Origin of the sequence: Corynebacterium pseudodiphtheriticum (genome assembly GCF_023509295.1) — a bacterium.
Classification (GTDB): Bacteria; Actinomycetota; Actinomycetes; order Mycobacteriales; family Mycobacteriaceae; genus Corynebacterium; species Corynebacterium pseudodiphtheriticum.
Genome location: NZ_CP091864.1, coordinates 705,780 through 722,391 on the forward strand (window position 1 = coordinate 705,780; position 16,612 = coordinate 722,391).

Here is a 16,612-nt window from a genome sequence, read left to right on the forward strand (position 1 = left end):
CTGCGAGAAGTGCTGGGCTGCGGCGGCTCAGATGGTTTCTAATAGACCGGCAACTAGCATCACCGTTACGCACGGGTTAATGTGCAACCAAACCGTAGTAAAAGTTCGATGCGAGTAACAGTGCATAGTCTGAGGGAGGAAAACAATGCCAGGAGTGTTCGATGCGGTTGTCGAGTGCCAACGCTGCCACCATGTAGGGTTTGCCGATCCAGCACAAGGATGCGCCGAGTGCGGATATGACAAAATCTCTATCTTGGTGGCTTAATTTTTCCTGTTCTTCGGGCGCGAGCTCGGTGACTTTAGCAGTGCTGTTCTGGTGCTTAGTCCGTGGGCAGTTATTCCGGAACCAACTAGTCTGAGTTAGCGATATCGACGATCCGGTGTAACGGGATCCGTCGCACGGCCCCGTCCTCGGCGACGCTGATATCGACGTTGCCGCCAAAAATTGACAATACAGTGGCTCGGACTTGTTGACGCTGGCCGGATTTATTGGCGTAGCCAACCGTGACAGTTCGGCCGCTGCGTTGAGCAAACTCCACCGTGTTGCTGATTTCAGCGGTCGAAGTGGCAGGCATCGGGCTCATCGGTGTTGGTGCCACCGGCGCTTCTGTGGGTGACGTGGGTGAAGTGGTTGATTCCGTTGATCCTTGGAGGGTCTTCGAAGAAGCGGACGTGGTTTCGTCGGCGGAAGAATTTGCAGAAGCACCACCGTCTCCTGTCCACAGCTTGTCGACGAGACTAGCAATCCGTGTAGCATCCGCGCGTGGAGCCGACGCCGCCTTAATGCGTGGCTGTGGGACCCGAGCGGGGCTGTTCCGTATGTCGACTCCATGTCCGTTGCTGTCCTCTGCTACCGCGTAAAAACTGTGCTCTGATAGCAGCTGCACGACCGATGCCACTGGCTTTTGTGAAATCAGCACGGTAGGAGCAATGCGATGGACGGCAATTTCTGCAGCAACCGCGGAATGCTCTAGCAGGTCTAGCGTTTCCGGATCTTCACAGCGTAGGTAAGACACTGCGGGACCAGTGCGTAAGCCACCATGATGGCGGGCAAGTTCATGGATCACCGAGATTATGGAATCTGGCACTGAAGTCAAGCTGTGGGCCTGCAAAAAATTAATTACTTGTTCGCCAGAGCGCCCCGCATCCAGTCCGCGGCGTATGGATGCTTCTGCTATTCGATACAGACTGGCTAAACCTGGCGATTCCAGATCTGCGATCAGTTCCAGTTCAGTGCGCACCGCATTCTCGAGCGGCCCGGGACACATGATCGTGAAATCAGCTTGTACGATGAATTCACTTATCGCCGTCGGGCAGAGCTCGCGGGTTGCAACCACTACCGCATCGTCGGGATCTTCCGTCCCGGAAGTTTTCTGGTCCTGGGGGTCTAGCTGTGCAGCTGAGGGGGCGCTGTTCTCGGTGCAGTCGTCGGCAAGCAGAGCCACCGCGGGGCGACTCAGGCGGCCCTTACTGATGGCACCGACCCATTCCGCTTCCCGTAGCAACGGGGTGAGGTGCACTTGGGAGTGTGGGGTAATCAGCTTGGGGTAGAGGAATAGTAGATCCTGCCACAGTTCCGGTTCGCTCACGGATCCCTGGGCACTGCTGCGTGCAAGGCCTTGTAAAACAAGTCGACGAGAAAAAGCTAGACGATGTTGACTAAATTCCGGGTGCAACAGCCTATGATGCCCGTCTGCACGGGATGATTGCGCGGTTGTGCTGCTGGTATCCGGTAATAAAATCCACCATGCCCAAGGTGAGTTGATCCATCCGCGTAACAACATTGCCCATCTGGTTGCTAAATCAGATTCCTGCCAGTCATCGGCGCGGCGGGTGGGGGCTAAGTAGTTGCCTTCACCTGCGGCAGGCAATGGTTTCGGTTCTCCCGTGCCGAGCAACCCGGCGCTGTAGGCGAGCGCGACTGCACGATAGACATTGGCGGTCGTGAAGCCTAGCTGCTGCGCAAGCAGTTTGCTGCTGCGTTGCCCAAGACCACCGTTTTTCAGCGTGGGTACTGGGCTTGTGCCTAGGTACTCAAGCAAGTTGGAGACTGCCCGGCAAGCTTCTAATCCGGCGGCGGTGGCGTTGGAATCTGTGCTGTCTTGCGCGGACTCGGAGAAATCTGGGTTGGGTGCGGAAAGATAATGCGCAAGACAAGCAGCGTCGTCATCCCATAAGCGGGAAGAGATTCGTGAGGAAGGCAACAGCTGCACATCGGTGGCTGGCAAACCGCTGAGGATCCGATTCACCGTGAGTGGTAGTGCGACGGTCGAGTCGGCGACCACGCGGAGTACTCCGGCACTGATCATTTGCGTGATTGGGTGTTCCGGATCGGTGCTTTGCGCGTGCTTTGTGGTACCGAGACCGCCACCAGCGTGGATGCGACGCAGGATTTCTTGATGTTTCGCAGGTAGCTTGTCGACGACGTCGCTGGGCAACGATGGTTGGTGCAATAAACGATCACGCTGGTTTAACAGCGTGTTTATGCGTGTGGGAACCCATAGTTGCTGCGTTGTGCCATCTGTATCTGCGGCAGAGCTGTTCTTTGTTACTGGATAGGGAAATACCAGCGCGCGGTCGTGCAAGTGCAGAAGCACTTGGGAGAGTAGGTCGGGACCTGTGTCTTCGCTGTTCAGGGCGGGCTTGTCGACGCCAGAGCTGCTGCGTGTATCGGGAGCAGAAGCGTCGGCAAGCGATAGTTGTTTCTGGTGGGCATGGCGTAGCTGGGAGTCTGCTAGCTCCGCGACTAACTTTGTGTGCGAGACCGGTTTCGTATGTGCCCCGGCTGCTAGGAGAGCTTCGATTATCGCTAGCTCAATGGAGTTACACTGTTCGAGTGCTCGCGCTAACGATGCCGGGAGTAGCAGCCTGTGGGCTAGTGTGTGCAGATCGTTTGGCTGCGGTATCGCGATATCGGAGCGGGCCTGTAAAACTTTGGTGAGCTGGGATTTTGACCGGTTGCGTAGCCATTGTTCGATAAGTGCCGCAGGCGAGTGAGTGATTGGGTGATCAGCCATAGTACTGCTAGATTTTACTCCGCTAAGTGCCGCGGGGGTTCCGCTTACTTTTTGCGGGAATTTTTGGCACAATAAGGGTTATGGCAAACGTAGAAAAAATCAACCCCGCATGGCCGACTCACCTGGAAGACGGTGATCACCCGGTCACTGAGTTACATTCGAAATTGACCGGCGCTTCCAGCCCATTCGGCGATGATCTGGTGCTGCCGATTCCTGCCGAAAAGTTGAACTACGTGCACCCGTATACGCGTATTAACAAATAATTAGTCAGCACGGTTCGCGCCTACATTATGTGCTCGCGGCTGTGCCAGTTTATAGATGGCAAAGACCGTCAGTCCTAACTTCGCTAGGACTGACGGTCTTTATCTATCGCTGTCGTTATGGCGTTGGCCAAGCAGTCGAATGGCGGCTGTGGCCAATTTTTCGCGTTTTTTTGGGGGGGGGGCTAGCGCAGGTTCAGGATGGAATCGATGGCGCCGGCGTTAGCTTGGTAGAACGACTCCAGGCTCGGGACGCCAGCGATAGCGCCTTTAGCCTGTGCTAATGCGTGCTGGTAAGCGTCTGCAATTGGTGCAGGAATAGCCAAGCCGTAGTTGGCTAAAGCAGCTTCGATGCGCTGGTAGAGGTCATCGATAGCTTGGAATTCATTGCCCCCGGTTGGGGCGGCGGCTGTGCGCTGGCCAGCATACTGTGCCGGCTGAGCTGGTGCCGGTGCAGGAGCTGCCGCAGCACCGTTTGGTGCGCGGTCCAAGTTAGGAGCAGAGTTCAGACCGAGCTTGGCTGAGCACGCTGGCCATGCTCCCCAGCCTTGGCCAGCCAAGGTGCGCTCTGCGACCCAGATTTGCTGGGATTTTGTGGCCTGGTGCGCAGCCGGGGCGAACTGTCCACCGCCGAAGGCGTGCCAGGTGGAATTGGTGAACTGCAGGCCACCGGAGAAACCGTTTCCTGTGTTGATGGACCAGTTGCCGTTGGCCTCACACTCGGCCAAACGATCCCAGTCTGAGATTGGGGCAGCGTCGGCAGCTGGGCTGAACAGTGCAGCGGAAGCGCCAACTGCGGCGGTGGCTGCTGCAAGTTTGGTTATGCGCTTGTTCTTTACGTTGCTGTGGCGTCCCATTGGATTTCTCCTTGTGCCGCATACTAAACCCGGGTGTAACGATTGTTGCACTGATCGTGTTCCACTGATCGTATCGGTCGGGTCGCGCCCTGTTCGGGTTTATAGTGCGGTCTTGTTTGTGGCAGGTGCGCGATGATGACCGTGTGCCTGTTTAGAAAGCCTAGCGATTTATAACGAATGTGTCACGCTTTGGCGCAAATATGGACACGAGATCGTGAAACATGTGGTGAAAGTTAATTGAATTGCCTGAAAGCTGCAGGTAATGAATACATGTGAAGTAACCCACATTCTCTTGCTGGTTGGGTGTCTCTGAGGGGTGTCATTGACGGCTTGTCGGTATCGACAGACTTGTAACCTGCGGGCAAGATCACCTTGGTAAAAGGTTGGTGGGCTAAAAGCATGCCGGATATAATGGAGCCTTTACGCTCACTAGCTGGCGCATGGAGAAATTTTAGAACCTGAACATGCAGGCGGCGTGAACGCGCAACAACGGTAAACAACACAACAACTGTGAAGGTGGTGACGATCGTGCCGATCGGAAAAGTGAAATGGTACGACGCAAAAAAGGGGTTCGGGTTTGCTTCTAACCCAGGTGAAGACGATGTTTTCGTCGGCAAGAACGTTCTTCCTGATGGCGTCGATGAACTTCTGCCAGGGCAGCGCATTGAATTCGACTTCGCAGCCGGCCGGAGGGGGCCACAAGCGCTCCGCGTAAAAGTACTCGACAATCCACGGCGCAAAGCTGGTATCGCTCGTAAACCGGAAGAACTACACTCGCTGGTTTCTGATGTCATGACGGTGCTGGAAAGCCAGGTGCAGCCGGCTTTGGAAGATGGCCGCTACCCCGACCGTAAGACTGGGCGTCAGGTTTCGGAGATCCTGCGTGCTATTGCAAAGGATCTGGACGCTTAACAGCCCCCCCCACAGCCTACTGCTCCGGTGCTGGTTTTTGTGCTGCTTCTTCATCCAGTGTGGAGATTGACCAGACAACCGAATATGGGGTCTCTTCGCCCGCATCATCGGTGCCAACTAGAACCGTAGAAATTTCCACGACGAGTAGGCGGGCGTCTTCGGACGTGCCGGGAATTTCTACGGAATCGGTGTCATAGGCACCGTGAAAAATTTGATCGTTGGCGGTGGGATCATCGTAGATGCGCAGCACCCGCCAGTCCGAGCTATAAACTTCCTCCGGAATGTCGATATGCAGGGTTTCATTTGCGTCGACAAGCAGCTCGTCGACCTGCCCCTCTGGGCATTCTTCACCCAATTCGCAGACCAGGTACGGGCTAATTTCAGCCTCACGATCACCGACGCTGGCATGGAGTGTGATCTCATGCGGATCTGCGCTCGGTCGGTTTTTCCACCAATTTTGGAAAACTAACGCAGCAACCGCGACCACCACGACCGCGACGATGAGTACCAACACCTGGATCAGCGATTTTCGCTTCGCTTCTTTACGGGTAGCCATGCCCCAAGTTTACTTTTCACTGGTGTGGGTTTTGTGCAACGGGCACAAACTCAACCTCATATAAATCCGGCCACCGCTTACCAGTCAGAAAGAAATGGCCACTCTTATCGTGGAAAGCAATTCCGTTGAGTACGTGATTAGGGTCTGGGGCTGCATTGTTGTCTAGCTCGGAAGCATCAATTACCGCATCAACTTCGCCTGTATCCGCCGAAAACCGAATAATCTCATCAGACAAAAATATATTCGCGTAGACGGAATCACCTACGCATTCCAACTCATTAATCTTGCCGACGGGAACACCACCGGCAGTTACACGTAACTCTCTTCCGATCAGCGGTGCAAAAGTTTCCGGATCCCGCTTGGTGATGGTATCCGAGCCATCGGAAACCAGTAGCTCTCCTTCGCGGGCACAGATGCCCCACCCCTCGCCGTCATATTGGGCGCGCCCAATTTCTTGCAAAGTTTGTGGATCGCGCTGAATTGCCTCACCAGCCTGCCAGGTTAACTGCCAAATAGAATTTCCACTGTGAGTAGTAGTTATACCCTCGCCGAAAAATTCGTCGGCAAGCTCAGCTTGTTCGGTGATTTCATGTGACGCTAAGTCGGCACGATAAATACGCGATTGCCCCCATTGTCCGGTGCCTACTAATAAGGAACCATCGTCGTCGAATTCTAAACCTTGCGTAAAGGACTCGGTGGAAAATGGATAGACGGCAAAGACTTGGGGGACCAAACGCTCTATCGAGCTAGCAGCTAGCGAATCTTGGATAATCGACTCCTGGGACGGCTGGTTTGCAGTCGTCACCGCGGGGGATCCCTCCTCAGAGGTTTTCTCGGCTTGGTTTCCAGAGCTGTCATCGGAGCTACTGCAGCTTGCTGCCAACATGATTGCAGTAATGCTTAGTGCCACCGCGGAGCGTCGGTGCCGTGAAAACATTTTCTGGTGCTGACCACGCTGGGCGTCAGCTGTAAATATCGTAAGGGGACCCATGTCGTTTATTGTGCCGTATGTGGTTCATAATGGGGGACATGACAAGACCGCCTTCACAACCAGCGCACTCTGCTACAGGTCAGAACGCAGATACTGCAGCAGGTAAAAACCAGCACAACGCGATCGGGCAATCCACAGCTAACACAGCTAATACGCAGACTGAGCGTGGGTTCCTGGATCGCTATTTCCACATCAGCGAACGCGGCTCCACGGTCCCAGGCGAAATTCGCGCCGGGGTCGTGACCTTCTTCGCGATGGCCTACATCATCATTTTGAATCCACTGATTTTGGGGACTACCGAAGATGTGGAGGGCAATGTCCTGGGCATTCCACAGGTAGCTGCAGTTACCGCATTGGCCGCGGGTGTGATGACGATCCTGTTCGGCATCATTGCGAAGTATCCGTTCGGGTTCGCCGCGGGGCTAGGCATCAACACTTTGGTTGCCGTCACCCTGGTGATGGGAGAAGGCCTCACCTGGCCACAAGCAATGGGCTTAGTGGTTATCGACGGAATCATCATTGTTATTTTGGCGGTTACAGGCTTCCGCGAAGCCGTATTCCATGCCATTCCCGCTGCTATGAAATCGGCAATTGGTGTGGGCATTGGTTTGTTTATCACCATGATTGGCATGGTGGATGCCGGTTTTGTGCGCCGTATTCCGGATGCTGCTGGCACCACCGTTCCGGTACAGCTCGGCATTGACGGGTCCATCGCTAGTTGGCCCACCTTAGTTTTCATCATTGGTCTGTTGATCTGTGGCTTTATGATGGTCCGCGGAATTCGTGGTGGCTTGTTTATCGGCATCGTCGCCACCACGGTTATTGCCGTGATCGTTGAGGCCATCGCTGAAGCGGGGCCATCGGTGGATGATGCAGGAGAGTCGCACCCCACTGGCTGGAATCTTGCGGTCCCTGCCGTCCCGGATTCGTTGGGTGGTATGCCTGATTTATCTTTGGTGGGCGCTATTGATCTAGTCGGAGCGTTTACGGAAGTAGGTGCGCTGGCGGCTACGCTGCTGGTATTCGCCCTAGTGTTGGCAAATTTCTTCGATGCAATGGGAACCATGACCGCACTGGGCAAACAGGGCAAACTCGTCGATGATGCAGGTAACCTGCCGAATCTGAAAAAGGCTTTGGTAGTTGAAGGCTTTGGTGCCGTGCTTGGTGGCGCGACTTCGTCGTCGTCGAATACGGTTTATGCTGATTCTGCCGCCGGTGTTGCTGATGGTGCGCGTACTGGCTTGGCTAATGTTGTCACCGGCTTGCTGTTTTTGGCCGCGATGTTTTTGACTCCGCTGTATGAGATCGTGCCAATGGAGGCTGCTGCGCCAGTCCTCGTCGTCGTTGGTGTGTTGATGATGGGGCAGGTGAAGGACATTGATTGGGACAAATTCCATATTGCGCTGCCTTCGTTCTTGACGATCCTCGTGATGCCATTTACGTATTCCATTGTCAACGGCATCGGTGTTGGTGTCATTGCCTTTACGATGATGAGCTTATTTGCAGGTAAAGCGCAGAAGACTCATTGGATCATGTGGCTGCTGTCCGGGCTATTCGTGGTCTTTTTTGCAATCGAACCATTGCGCGCCATCGTCGGCTAGCGCTCAATACGAACCCTGCAGGACGCTGTTGCGAGGTACCATCTGTTTATGTTGGAACCCCAAGTCCCGCAGGTGATAACGCTTGCCGACGCGCAAGTAGACGATCCTCGCTTAGCTGACATCCGCCAGCTCAACCATCCGCGCCTGCGCCCGGACCGCCAGGCCCGGTTGGAGCTTGATTCATCTGGCGACTATATTCCGGCATCCCGGCCGTCGGTAATTCTTGCCGACGGCGCGCTCCCAATTGCTCGGATGTGCGGTACTGATTCAGCGGTGGCCCCCGCCGCTATTTTCGGGCGTGCTGAAAAACTACAGAAATTTGCCACTGATTATCCGGAGCAGTGGAGCAGAATTGCGCAGTTAGGCATTCCGGTTTATGAATTACCGGCAGCATTACTACGCGATGTTGTTGGCTTTGAGCTGCACCGTGGATTACTGGCAGTCGCGCTGCGACCGGACAGCGTAGAACTGGGTACAAAATCGGCAGAAGAGATTCTCGCGCCTGCCCGCACCATCGTGGTGTTAGAAGGCGTTGGGGATCCAGACAATATCGGCGCGATTTATCGCTCTGCTGCCTCATTAGGAGCAGATGCGTTAGTTTTTGGTGCGGGTTGTGGTGACCTCTGGGATCGTCGCGTAATTCGGGTATCCATGGGGCAAGCACTGCGAGTTCCCAGCATGCGCATACCAGGCGGTTTCAGTAACTGGCATCATGGTTTAGCCGATCTGCGTAATCAAGGGTTTTATGTCACTGCATTGAGTCCGGGGGCGCAGGCAGTGCAATTACGTGATGCATTAGTGGGACCCAGCGGTAACAGGCGTGAAAAAGTAGCGCTGTTGCTTGGAGCGGAAGGTCCTGGACTGACTCCGCATGCAATGAACGCCGCCGATGCTTGCGCGGTTATTCCGATGGCTGCAGGGGCTGATTCACTTAATGTTGCGGTGACTGCAGCCTGCTGTCTCTACGAGCGCTGGCGCGGTTAACTATGGTTTTTGAATCAGGAATCGCGGTCGAGGTGGCGCAATTGCTCCCGGAGCTTAGCCCAACCGGTCTGTGTTTGCTTTGCCGCAGCTTTCGTTAGCTTGCCGACGACGCGCGCGGTGCTTGTCGCACCAGCCATGAACGTGCCGGTGATGGAAGACTGCGCATTTTGTGCTGCGTGATCTTCGTAGTCATCGTAGTTCTGCGTGCTCGAGCTTTCTGCGCCAGCGGTAGATCCTTCGTTTTTGCGTACGCTCGGTTTTGTAGCAGATAGGGAGTGTGCGCCTCCGTGATGGCCTCGGGCAAATTTTGGTTCTGGGCGACCGTCCAATGCGAATCCGACCACGTCAATATCTGGCCCTTCGGAAGAAAAGTCCACACCCAGCCAGGCCTTGTGTGCGTCGGCAAGTAAATCTTCTGGGGCAAAAGGCAAGGCGATGCCGCCTAACTGTGGGCTGCGCTGTCCAGCCCACAGGGGCGCTTCGAAGCCGTCAGGCAGACCTTCGTTTTCGAAAGTTGCGTAACGGGTGGCAGTGAGACTGCGGTAGAGCTCGCCGTCGTGCCAGTGTGCGATGCCACCGAAACCGGTTTCGCTGTTAAAAGCAAACGCGTAGATGTCGGAAGCTGGTAAGGAAGCGCGCAGCTGGGGGGATAACTGAGACAGCTGTAATGCGTCATCAATGATCGTTTGCACTACCGTGATTCCGGGGTAGGCACCGATATAAAATTCTTCGGCAGATACTTGTGCTGAACGGTTCAGCGGAAATTGTCCAAGCAGCGTAATCGGTGCAGATGGATACATCTGCGCGAGGTACTTTCTGCCAAAACCGCGGTCGGCAACGGGGCAATCTGAAAGAATATTTCCAGGTTGCTCCGCGGTATCGAGAAACCAAATGGTGACGACGGCAGAGCGGTCTTCCGGTTGCGAACCATCAGAAAGAGGATCCGGAGTGCCTGGATGGCGGGGCTCATACTGTGTCATTGGGGGTCACCTTCGATGCAAAAGTTAATGAGTCAACGCTGAGCGTGATTAGCGGCGTGGTCGTTTGGTGTTGGCACGTACGCCGAGCAATACATCTTCCCAATGCGGGGTTGTTGCTTTGCGACGGCGTTTTTTCGGCGTGTCTGTTTCAGGATGTTGCAAGAATTCCTCGTCCTCTGTTTCTTTGGCTTCTTTAGCAGAGGTAGTGCGTTTGGAATTTTCACGGGGCTTATCGGCGGTATCAGTGACGACGGGAATGTCGTCGCGGGTGTCTTTGTTGTCCTCGTCGTCTGCCGAATTTTCCACAGCGTTGCGGGAGGTATCTGCGGTCTGCAGTGGATGTGAGGATCCGCGCTTGCGTTTTTTGTGTGCAGCTAATTCATCGTCCGCGAGAGGATCACCGGAGATAATGCCGTCGAATCCTGCGTTAAAGGCATCGCGGGCATTCTCGTCTACCCGCTGTGTACGCGTTAAGGAAGTCACTGAACGCACCGGTTGGATAAAGTCCGGGTCCACTAAATCTGCGGCTACAGAGTTGCGTGGTTCGACAGTGTCTGCCGAAGTAGGGTGGCGGTGGAACAACCATTGCGCGGAATTCTGCGATAACCCAGCTGTCCAGGTGACTTCGATTGTCCATGGCTCACCGTTTACGCTTCGGTGCGCGTCCCAGTGGGAGTCTGCCAGCGAATGCCCGCGTGCGGCGAAAGCAGTGGCCAGGACCTCCCACAGGCTAAGACGATCCGGGCCACCGTCGCGTACTGGGTGGGCTTGTTTGGCGAGTTCTGCGATACGTTCGCGTTCAAGAACCACCGGATGTGCGAAAGGTTCTACGCGGGATACGTCTACGCCCATTTCGTCGGCAAGTTCTTGTGCACTGGCACCGGCACGAATGCGCTGTTGGATTTGATTCGGGCGCATCGACATTGGTTGGTTGCGGGAACGATCACGGTCGGGCATCCCACTGCCTGCTGAAGAACCAGTGGGAACCACGTGCGGCACTTGCGGCTTCGATTGTCCCTGGCCCGGGGTCGAATTGGCATGCTGCTGGGTTTCGTGGCTGTTTTGTGTGGCAGAATCTTGCTGGTCTGCGGTGTCAGGAACCGCGGTTAGGTTTGCAGCACCAGCGTCGGCACCAGCACCGGCGTTGTTGGCAGTATCGTTTTCTGCTGGTGCTGGTTGCTCGTCGTTTTGCCCTTGCCCGGTTGTCGTGTTGCGTCCGGTTGCTGCGTTGTCCTGCGAGCGTTCATTTTGCTCGTTAGAGGCGGTTGGGTCTGTTTGGTCGATAATCGTTACAGAAGAACCAGCGGAATCAGATATACCAGCAGCTTGCGATTGTGTTCTATGTACGCCTAAAGCACGTAGCAACTCATCGCTGACTGGAAGCTCGAAACTCTGACCAGACTCGTCGCTTAAGTACAAAACAGAGGCACGCGGGTCGTGGCCTTTGAATGCTAACTGGTGCATACCTGACTCCTTAGTGTGCAGTAGCTGCAGAGAATCCTACCGGTTCTCGCTACCGTTATCGAGAATATAATCGATAGCGCGGGTGAGGACAGAGATGTCGCCGGGCTCAATTGCCGGGAACATGCCGACGCGCAGTTGGTTTCGTCCAAGTTTGCGGTATGGCTCCACATCCACGATGCCGTTGTTGCGCAAATTTTTTGCCAGTTGTGCTGCGTCAACGGAGTCATCGAAATCGATCGTGCCGACGACGAGAGAGCGGTCATCTTCTTCGCCAACGAACGGGGTGGTTTCTTTTCGCTGGGTTGCCCAGTCATACAGAATTCGCGAAGATTCTTGGGTCCGATTCACCATGCCAGCTAAACCACCGTTGGCGTTCATCCATTTGATCTGTGCGTCAAGCATGAGCAGCGTGGCGACAGCTGGTGTGTTGTAGGTTTGGTTTTTCCGTGAATTATCGACAGCTGTCTGCAAGTCCAAAAATGCGGGGATGAAGCGCCCAGATTCTTTGATTTCCTTGATGCGTTCGATCGCGGCGGGGGAGACGATGGCACACCACAGCCCGCCATCGGAAGCGAAACACTTCTGCGGTGAGAAATAGTAGACGTCGGTTTGCGCAATGTCGACAGCGAGACCTCCGGCGCCAGAGGTGGCGTCTACGACGACGAGTGCATCGCTATTTTCCGGCCGGGTTACGGGCACCATTGCGCCGGTAGAGGTTTCGTTATGCGCCCATGCGATGACATCGCAATCTTCCATGTCTTGTGGCTCGGGAGCGCGGCCGGGCTCTTCTTTGATGATGGTGGGCTCATCTAGCCAGGGGGCCAGCTGTGATGCCTTGGCAAACTTCGCGGAAAACTCCCCGAAGCTTAGGTGGCCAGACTTTTTCTTGATCAATCCGTAGGTTGCGGCATCCCAAAAGGCTGTCGCGCCACCAACAGACATGATGACTTCGTATCCTTCTGGGATGCTGAACAGCTTGGCTAACCCTTCGCGGATACTCCCAACCACATTCTTTACCGCCGGTTGCCGGTGAGAAGTGCCGATAATATTGTTGGCTCCGTCGACGACAGCTTGGATCTGGTGTGGCTGAACCTTGGATGGGCCACAGCCGAAGCGTCCATCAGAAGGGATTAAATGCTCGGGCAAAGTGAGTTGGTTCGCAGAATCCATGTCCAACAATGGCCTTTCCTGATAACGACGGCGTATTCAGTCACGTCTAGCAAGATCTAGCGTGCTCTATTCACTATATGCTGTGAAGAACTCAGACGTGGGTAGGGGCTGGAGTTTTGGGCCACTAGAGCGGAAAGAATGTTGATGGCGTCACATAGTTTGGTAGTATGAGTGTCACCAGGATGCGGCTCTCATTGGCCGTGTCCACCGTAGGTGAGTCGTTTTCCGTATCATCGAACATTGCGATTCAACCAATTAGCGAAAGGTTCATTGTGGCTTCTGACAATAATGACAAGGCTGTACTTCACTACCCTGGTGGTGAGTACGAACTGCCAATCGTTAAAGCAACTGAGGGCAACTCAGGTCTTAGCCTGGGGAAGATGCTCGGCGAAACGGGGTATGTAACTTACGATCCGGGCTATGTATCTACAGGTTCGACTGAATCGAAAATCACCTTTATTGATGGTGATGAAGGAATTTTGCGCCACCGTGGTTACGACATTGCGGACTTGGCTAACAACTGTAGCTTCAATGAAGTTGCTTATCTGCTGATTAAGGGCGAGCTGCCGAACAAACAGCAACTCGATTCCTGGAATGATGAAATTCTGCGCCACACTTTGTTGGATGAGGATTTCAAGGCGCAGTTCAATATCTTCCCGAGGGATGCACACCCAATGGCAGTGTTGGCATCTTCCGTTAACATTCTGTCGACCTATTACCAAAATGAGCTGAACCCACTGGATGAAAAGCAGCTGGACAAAGCTACCATTCGCCTGTTGGCTAAGGTTCCTATGCTCGCCGCGTACGCATACCGGGCTTCGCAGGGTAAGCCATACATGTACCCAGATAACTCTCTGGATCCAGCCTCGAACTTCCTGCGCATGATGTTTGGCTACCCAACCGAGAAGTACGACGTAGACCCAGTCTTGGCTAAGGCGCTGGATAAGCTGCTCATTCTGCACGCTGATCACGAGCAAAACTGTTCTACTTCCACCGTACGCATGGTTGGTTCGGCGCAGGCCAACATGTTTGTTTCGATCGCTGGCGGTATTAACGCTTTGTCTGGCCCATTGCACGGTGGTGCTAACCAGGCGGTTCTGGAGATGTTGGATGACATTCAGAACAACCACGATGGTGATGCAACTGAGTTCATGAACCGCGTGAAGAACAAGGAAAAGGGCGTTCGCCTGATGGGCTTCGGTCACCGCGTGTACAAGAACTACGACCCGCGCGCGGCCATCGTCAAAGAATCCGCACATGAGATTCTGGAGCACTTGGGCGGCGATCCAATGCTGGATTTGGCTATGAAGCTTGAGGAAATTGCTCTTAACGACGATTACTTCGTTGAGCGTAAGCTGTATCCGAACGTCGACTTCTACACCGGCCTGATTTATCGCGCCATGGGCTTCCCAACGGACTTCTTTACCGTTCTGTTTGCCATGGGTCGTCTGCCGGGATGGATCGCGCAGTACCGTGAACAGTTGACTGAGCAGACGAAGATTAACCGTCCGCGTCAGATTTACACCGGTGAGAGCCGTCGTGACGTCCCATCACTGGATCAGCGCTAAACCTTCTGCGTATGGCAGGCGCGTCATTCCTGACTAACGCCTGCTAAACGCCTAGGCTGGATCTAGTTCCGCTAGGTCCAGCTTTTTTGGCTGCCACTTTCCATCGTTGAAAGGTATCAGCACATCCGCTGTATAGAGCAGTGCTGACTATTCCGGTCAGCGAGAAGATATTTCCCAGTTTGCAAGGAGAATTATGGCAATGGAAAAACCCGAGATTCAAGAGTTTTCGGGCCCAGCACCGGGTGATCTCGTTTCCGAGGACATCGTTGTTGGAGACGGACACGAGGCAAAGCCGGGATGCTTTGTTGAGGTGCACTACGTCGGCGTCGATTACGAAACCGGCCAGGAATTCGACTCTTCCTGGGATCGTGGGCAGTCCATTGAATTCCCGTTGCAGGGTCTGATTGCCGGGTGGCAAGAAGGCATTCCTGGTATGAAGGTTGGCGGCCGTCGCCAACTGATCATTCCGCCAGACAAAGCTTATGGGCCTGCAGGCGGTGGGCACCCTTTGTCTGGCCGCACTTTGGTTTTCATGATCGATTTGTTGTCAGTCAACGAAGAAAATTAAATTAACAGGTGCATGCGAGGCGCCGGGGATCGCATTTGCGATCTCGGCGCCTTTTTTGCGTTTGGTGGCATTATGGGAGGTATGTCTAATCCACAGCCTATGCCGACTTTTGATTTGAATGATTCCGCCAGCATGCCGCAACTTGGTTTGGGGACCTACAAAATTTCTCCAGACAAAGTTGAGTCAATCGTGCGGACAGCCATCGAACTTGGCTACCGACATTTTGATACCGCACGAATTTACGAGAATGAAGAAGCCGTCGGGCGAGCTTTAAACGATGCTATTAAAGCTGGTGATGTTACTCGTGAAGAACTGTATGTTGTCAGCAAACTTTGGCACGACCAACACGGTAAGGCAGAAGCAAAACAAGGTTTTAGTGATTCATTGCGCAGACTGGACGTTGGCTACCTCGATAATTTCTTAATCCATTGGCCGTACCCTCAGGGCGGCAAATACGTCGAAACCTGGGAATCGCTCTTAGAGATTAGCGAGACTGATGAACTAGTTTCCGCAGGTGTGGCGAATTTCAATGCAGAACACCTCGAGAAATTGGTTGCAGCGACCGGCAGTGCGCCCAGCCTCAATCAGATTGAATTACACCCAGGGTTTCACCAGCCAGAGCAGCTCGCTGCAAATCAGAAAATTGGTACAAGGGTAGAAGCGTGGTCGCCATTAGCTCGCGGCATTGTCTTGCAAAACCCACAGCTGGAAATGATTGCTGAACGCGTTGGGGCGTCCGTGGCTCAAGTCGTACTGCGCTATCTGTTGGACAAAGAGATATCTGTCGTGCCAAAGGCCTCGTCCCGTGAACGGTTGGCAGAAAATGCTGGCGCGATCGATCTACGGCTTCTGCCAGAAGATACGGCAACCATTGATGCCCTAGCGGGCATGCCCGGTTTCGGTCGAATTTTCGGTGATCCTGCTACGTTCCCGGATCAGGCATAAAGCTTTTAGCGTACGGCAGGGGGGGTAAGCTTTCAGCGTACGGGGGATTTCGACATTAGCTCGGCTTTTATTCTGTGAAGCCCGGGTAGCAGCATTCATACGAACTCAGCTTCGTCACAGAAAGTTTCGTCACATGGTGGTGTGGTCTATCTGTATGAATGCTTCATGGGGGATGGCCTGAAAATTGATTCCTGCAGGTAAGCATATCTAACGGGGGTAATTTCCTTCATGAAACCTTCCTGTGATGGGGGCCAAGTTATTCTCGTCACTGTAAGCAAGGTAACATGTGTTTCGCACGAAAGTCTTGCCCGTATTCATGTGCGGGCAGTGTTTCACAGTGAAGTGAACAGGAATGTGACGTGGAAACGTCGCCCCAGAAGTAATAGGAGAGATTATGGCAGGAGCTCCTTCCAACAACCCCCGGCGTAAAGCTACGTCCGAAGAATTTATTGCGATGAGCAAATCAGAAGAATTTGCCGATCTTAAAACCCGTTTCCGCGGGTTTACGTTCCCCGCGATTATTCTCGCTCTGTTGTGGTTTTTCGCATACCTCGTGGTCGCCACGTTCTTCCCAGAAGCCATGGCCCTTGAGGTTGGCGGCGGCTTCAACATCGGGCTGGTGCTTGGCATTGCCCAATTTGTCACGACGTTCATGATCACCTGGATGTATGTGAAATTTGCTAATAAAAACCTGGAGCCGCGTCAGTCGGCCATCCGTGAGAAAATGGAGGGCTAAGCT

The 16,612-nt window shown here is 54.1% G+C and carries 15 protein-coding genes; 8 read left to right on the forward strand and 7 right to left on the reverse strand.

Annotation, left to right across the window (positions count from 1 at the left end):
* Nucleotides 1-350: 350 nt before the first annotated feature.
* Complete coding sequence (locus L9H78_RS03125; RefSeq protein ID WP_249618445.1) at nucleotides 351-3,017, reverse strand: helicase-associated domain-containing protein; 2,667 nt, start codon at nucleotides 3,015-3,017, stop codon at nucleotides 351-353.
* An 80-nt stretch (nucleotides 3,018-3,097) separates the two neighbouring features.
* Here L9H78_RS03125 and L9H78_RS03130 point away from each other — a divergent pair, with 80 nt between their 5' ends.
* Nucleotides 3,098-3,280: a hypothetical protein gene (locus tag L9H78_RS03130; protein ID WP_021352193.1), complete on the forward strand. Its 183-nt coding sequence runs from the start codon at nucleotides 3,098-3,100 to the stop codon at nucleotides 3,278-3,280.
* 182 nt (nucleotides 3,281-3,462) lie between these two features.
* Here L9H78_RS03130 and L9H78_RS03135 read toward each other — a convergent pair whose 3' ends face one another.
* Nucleotides 3,463-4,134 (reverse strand): resuscitation-promoting factor Rpf1 domain-containing protein, encoded by a 672-nt coding sequence (locus L9H78_RS03135; RefSeq protein WP_249618446.1) that lies wholly within the window; start codon nucleotides 4,132-4,134, stop codon nucleotides 3,463-3,465.
* 528 nt (nucleotides 4,135-4,662) lie between these two features.
* Here L9H78_RS03135 and L9H78_RS03140 point away from each other — a divergent pair.
* The gene (locus tag L9H78_RS03140) at nucleotides 4,663-5,046 is read left to right on the forward strand and encodes a cold-shock protein (protein WP_249618447.1); all 384 of its coding nucleotides are present in this window, start codon (nucleotides 4,663-4,665) and stop codon (nucleotides 5,044-5,046) included.
* A gap of 16 nt (nucleotides 5,047-5,062) precedes the next feature.
* Here the strand turns inward: L9H78_RS03140 and L9H78_RS03145 are convergent, their stop codons facing one another.
* Both L9H78_RS03145 and L9H78_RS03150 read right to left on the reverse strand, forming a co-directional pair.
* Complete coding sequence (locus L9H78_RS03145) at nucleotides 5,063-5,602, reverse strand: DUF2771 domain-containing protein (protein ID WP_021352190.1); 540 nt, start codon at nucleotides 5,600-5,602, stop codon at nucleotides 5,063-5,065.
* Nucleotides 5,603-5,618: 16 nt separating this feature from the next.
* Entirely contained in the window at nucleotides 5,619-6,593 is a 975-nt protein-coding gene (locus L9H78_RS03150; RefSeq protein ID WP_249620466.1) for a glutaminyl-peptide cyclotransferase, read from the reverse strand.
* A gap of 29 nt (nucleotides 6,594-6,622) precedes the next feature.
* On the opposite strand from L9H78_RS03150, the gene L9H78_RS03155 reads away from it, so the two are divergent.
* Together L9H78_RS03155 and L9H78_RS03160 are read left to right on the forward strand one after the other, a co-directional pair.
* Nucleotides 6,623-8,194: an NCS2 family permease gene (locus L9H78_RS03155; protein ID WP_430622702.1), complete on the forward strand. Its 1,572-nt coding sequence runs from the start codon at nucleotides 6,623-6,625 to the stop codon at nucleotides 8,192-8,194.
* Nucleotides 8,195-8,242: 48 nt separating this feature from the next.
* Nucleotides 8,243-9,178 carry a TrmH family RNA methyltransferase gene (locus L9H78_RS03160; RefSeq protein ID WP_249620467.1) on the forward strand — a complete coding sequence of 312 codons (936 nt, stop codon included), beginning with the start codon at nucleotides 8,243-8,245 and terminating at the stop codon, nucleotides 9,176-9,178.
* A 14-nt stretch (nucleotides 9,179-9,192) separates the two neighbouring features.
* Here L9H78_RS03160 and L9H78_RS03165 read toward each other — a convergent pair whose 3' ends face one another.
* The 3 genes from L9H78_RS03165 to serC are packed head-to-tail and all read right to left on the reverse strand — an operon-like array spanning nucleotide 9,193 to nucleotide 12,792.
* Nucleotides 9,193-10,158, reverse strand: a complete 966-nt coding sequence (locus L9H78_RS03165; protein WP_249618452.1) for a DUF6928 family protein — start codon at nucleotides 10,156-10,158, stop codon at nucleotides 9,193-9,195.
* A 48-nt stretch (nucleotides 10,159-10,206) separates the two neighbouring features.
* The gene (sepH, locus tag L9H78_RS03170; RefSeq protein ID WP_249620468.1) at nucleotides 10,207-11,622 is read right to left on the reverse strand and encodes a septation protein SepH; all 1,416 of its coding nucleotides are present in this window, start codon (nucleotides 11,620-11,622) and stop codon (nucleotides 10,207-10,209) included.
* A gap of 36 nt (nucleotides 11,623-11,658) precedes the next feature.
* Nucleotides 11,659-12,792, reverse strand: coding sequence for a phosphoserine transaminase (serC, locus tag L9H78_RS03175; protein WP_249618454.1), 1,134 nt, complete (start codon nucleotides 12,790-12,792; stop codon nucleotides 11,659-11,661).
* A gap of 272 nt (nucleotides 12,793-13,064) precedes the next feature.
* Between serC and L9H78_RS03180 the strand changes: the two genes are divergently transcribed.
* The 4 genes from L9H78_RS03180 (at nucleotide 13,065) to L9H78_RS03195 (ending at nucleotide 16,609) form a co-directional block, all read left to right on the forward strand.
* Nucleotides 13,065-14,360: a citrate synthase gene (locus L9H78_RS03180; RefSeq protein WP_249620469.1), complete on the forward strand. Its 1,296-nt coding sequence runs from the start codon at nucleotides 13,065-13,067 to the stop codon at nucleotides 14,358-14,360.
* A gap of 199 nt (nucleotides 14,361-14,559) precedes the next feature.
* Nucleotides 14,560-14,928 carry an FKBP-type peptidyl-prolyl cis-trans isomerase gene (locus L9H78_RS03185; RefSeq protein ID WP_021352181.1) on the forward strand — a complete coding sequence of 123 codons (369 nt, stop codon included), beginning with the start codon at nucleotides 14,560-14,562 and terminating at the stop codon, nucleotides 14,926-14,928.
* An 81-nt stretch (nucleotides 14,929-15,009) separates the two neighbouring features.
* Nucleotides 15,010-15,873 (forward strand): aldo/keto reductase, encoded by an 864-nt coding sequence (locus L9H78_RS03190; RefSeq protein WP_347276286.1) that lies wholly within the window; start codon nucleotides 15,010-15,012, stop codon nucleotides 15,871-15,873.
* A 394-nt stretch (nucleotides 15,874-16,267) separates the two neighbouring features.
* A complete protein-coding gene (locus L9H78_RS03195) occupies nucleotides 16,268-16,609 on the forward strand; it encodes a DUF485 domain-containing protein (RefSeq protein ID WP_023019797.1) in 342 nt (113 codons plus the stop codon).
* Nucleotides 16,610-16,612 lie beyond the last annotated feature (3 nt).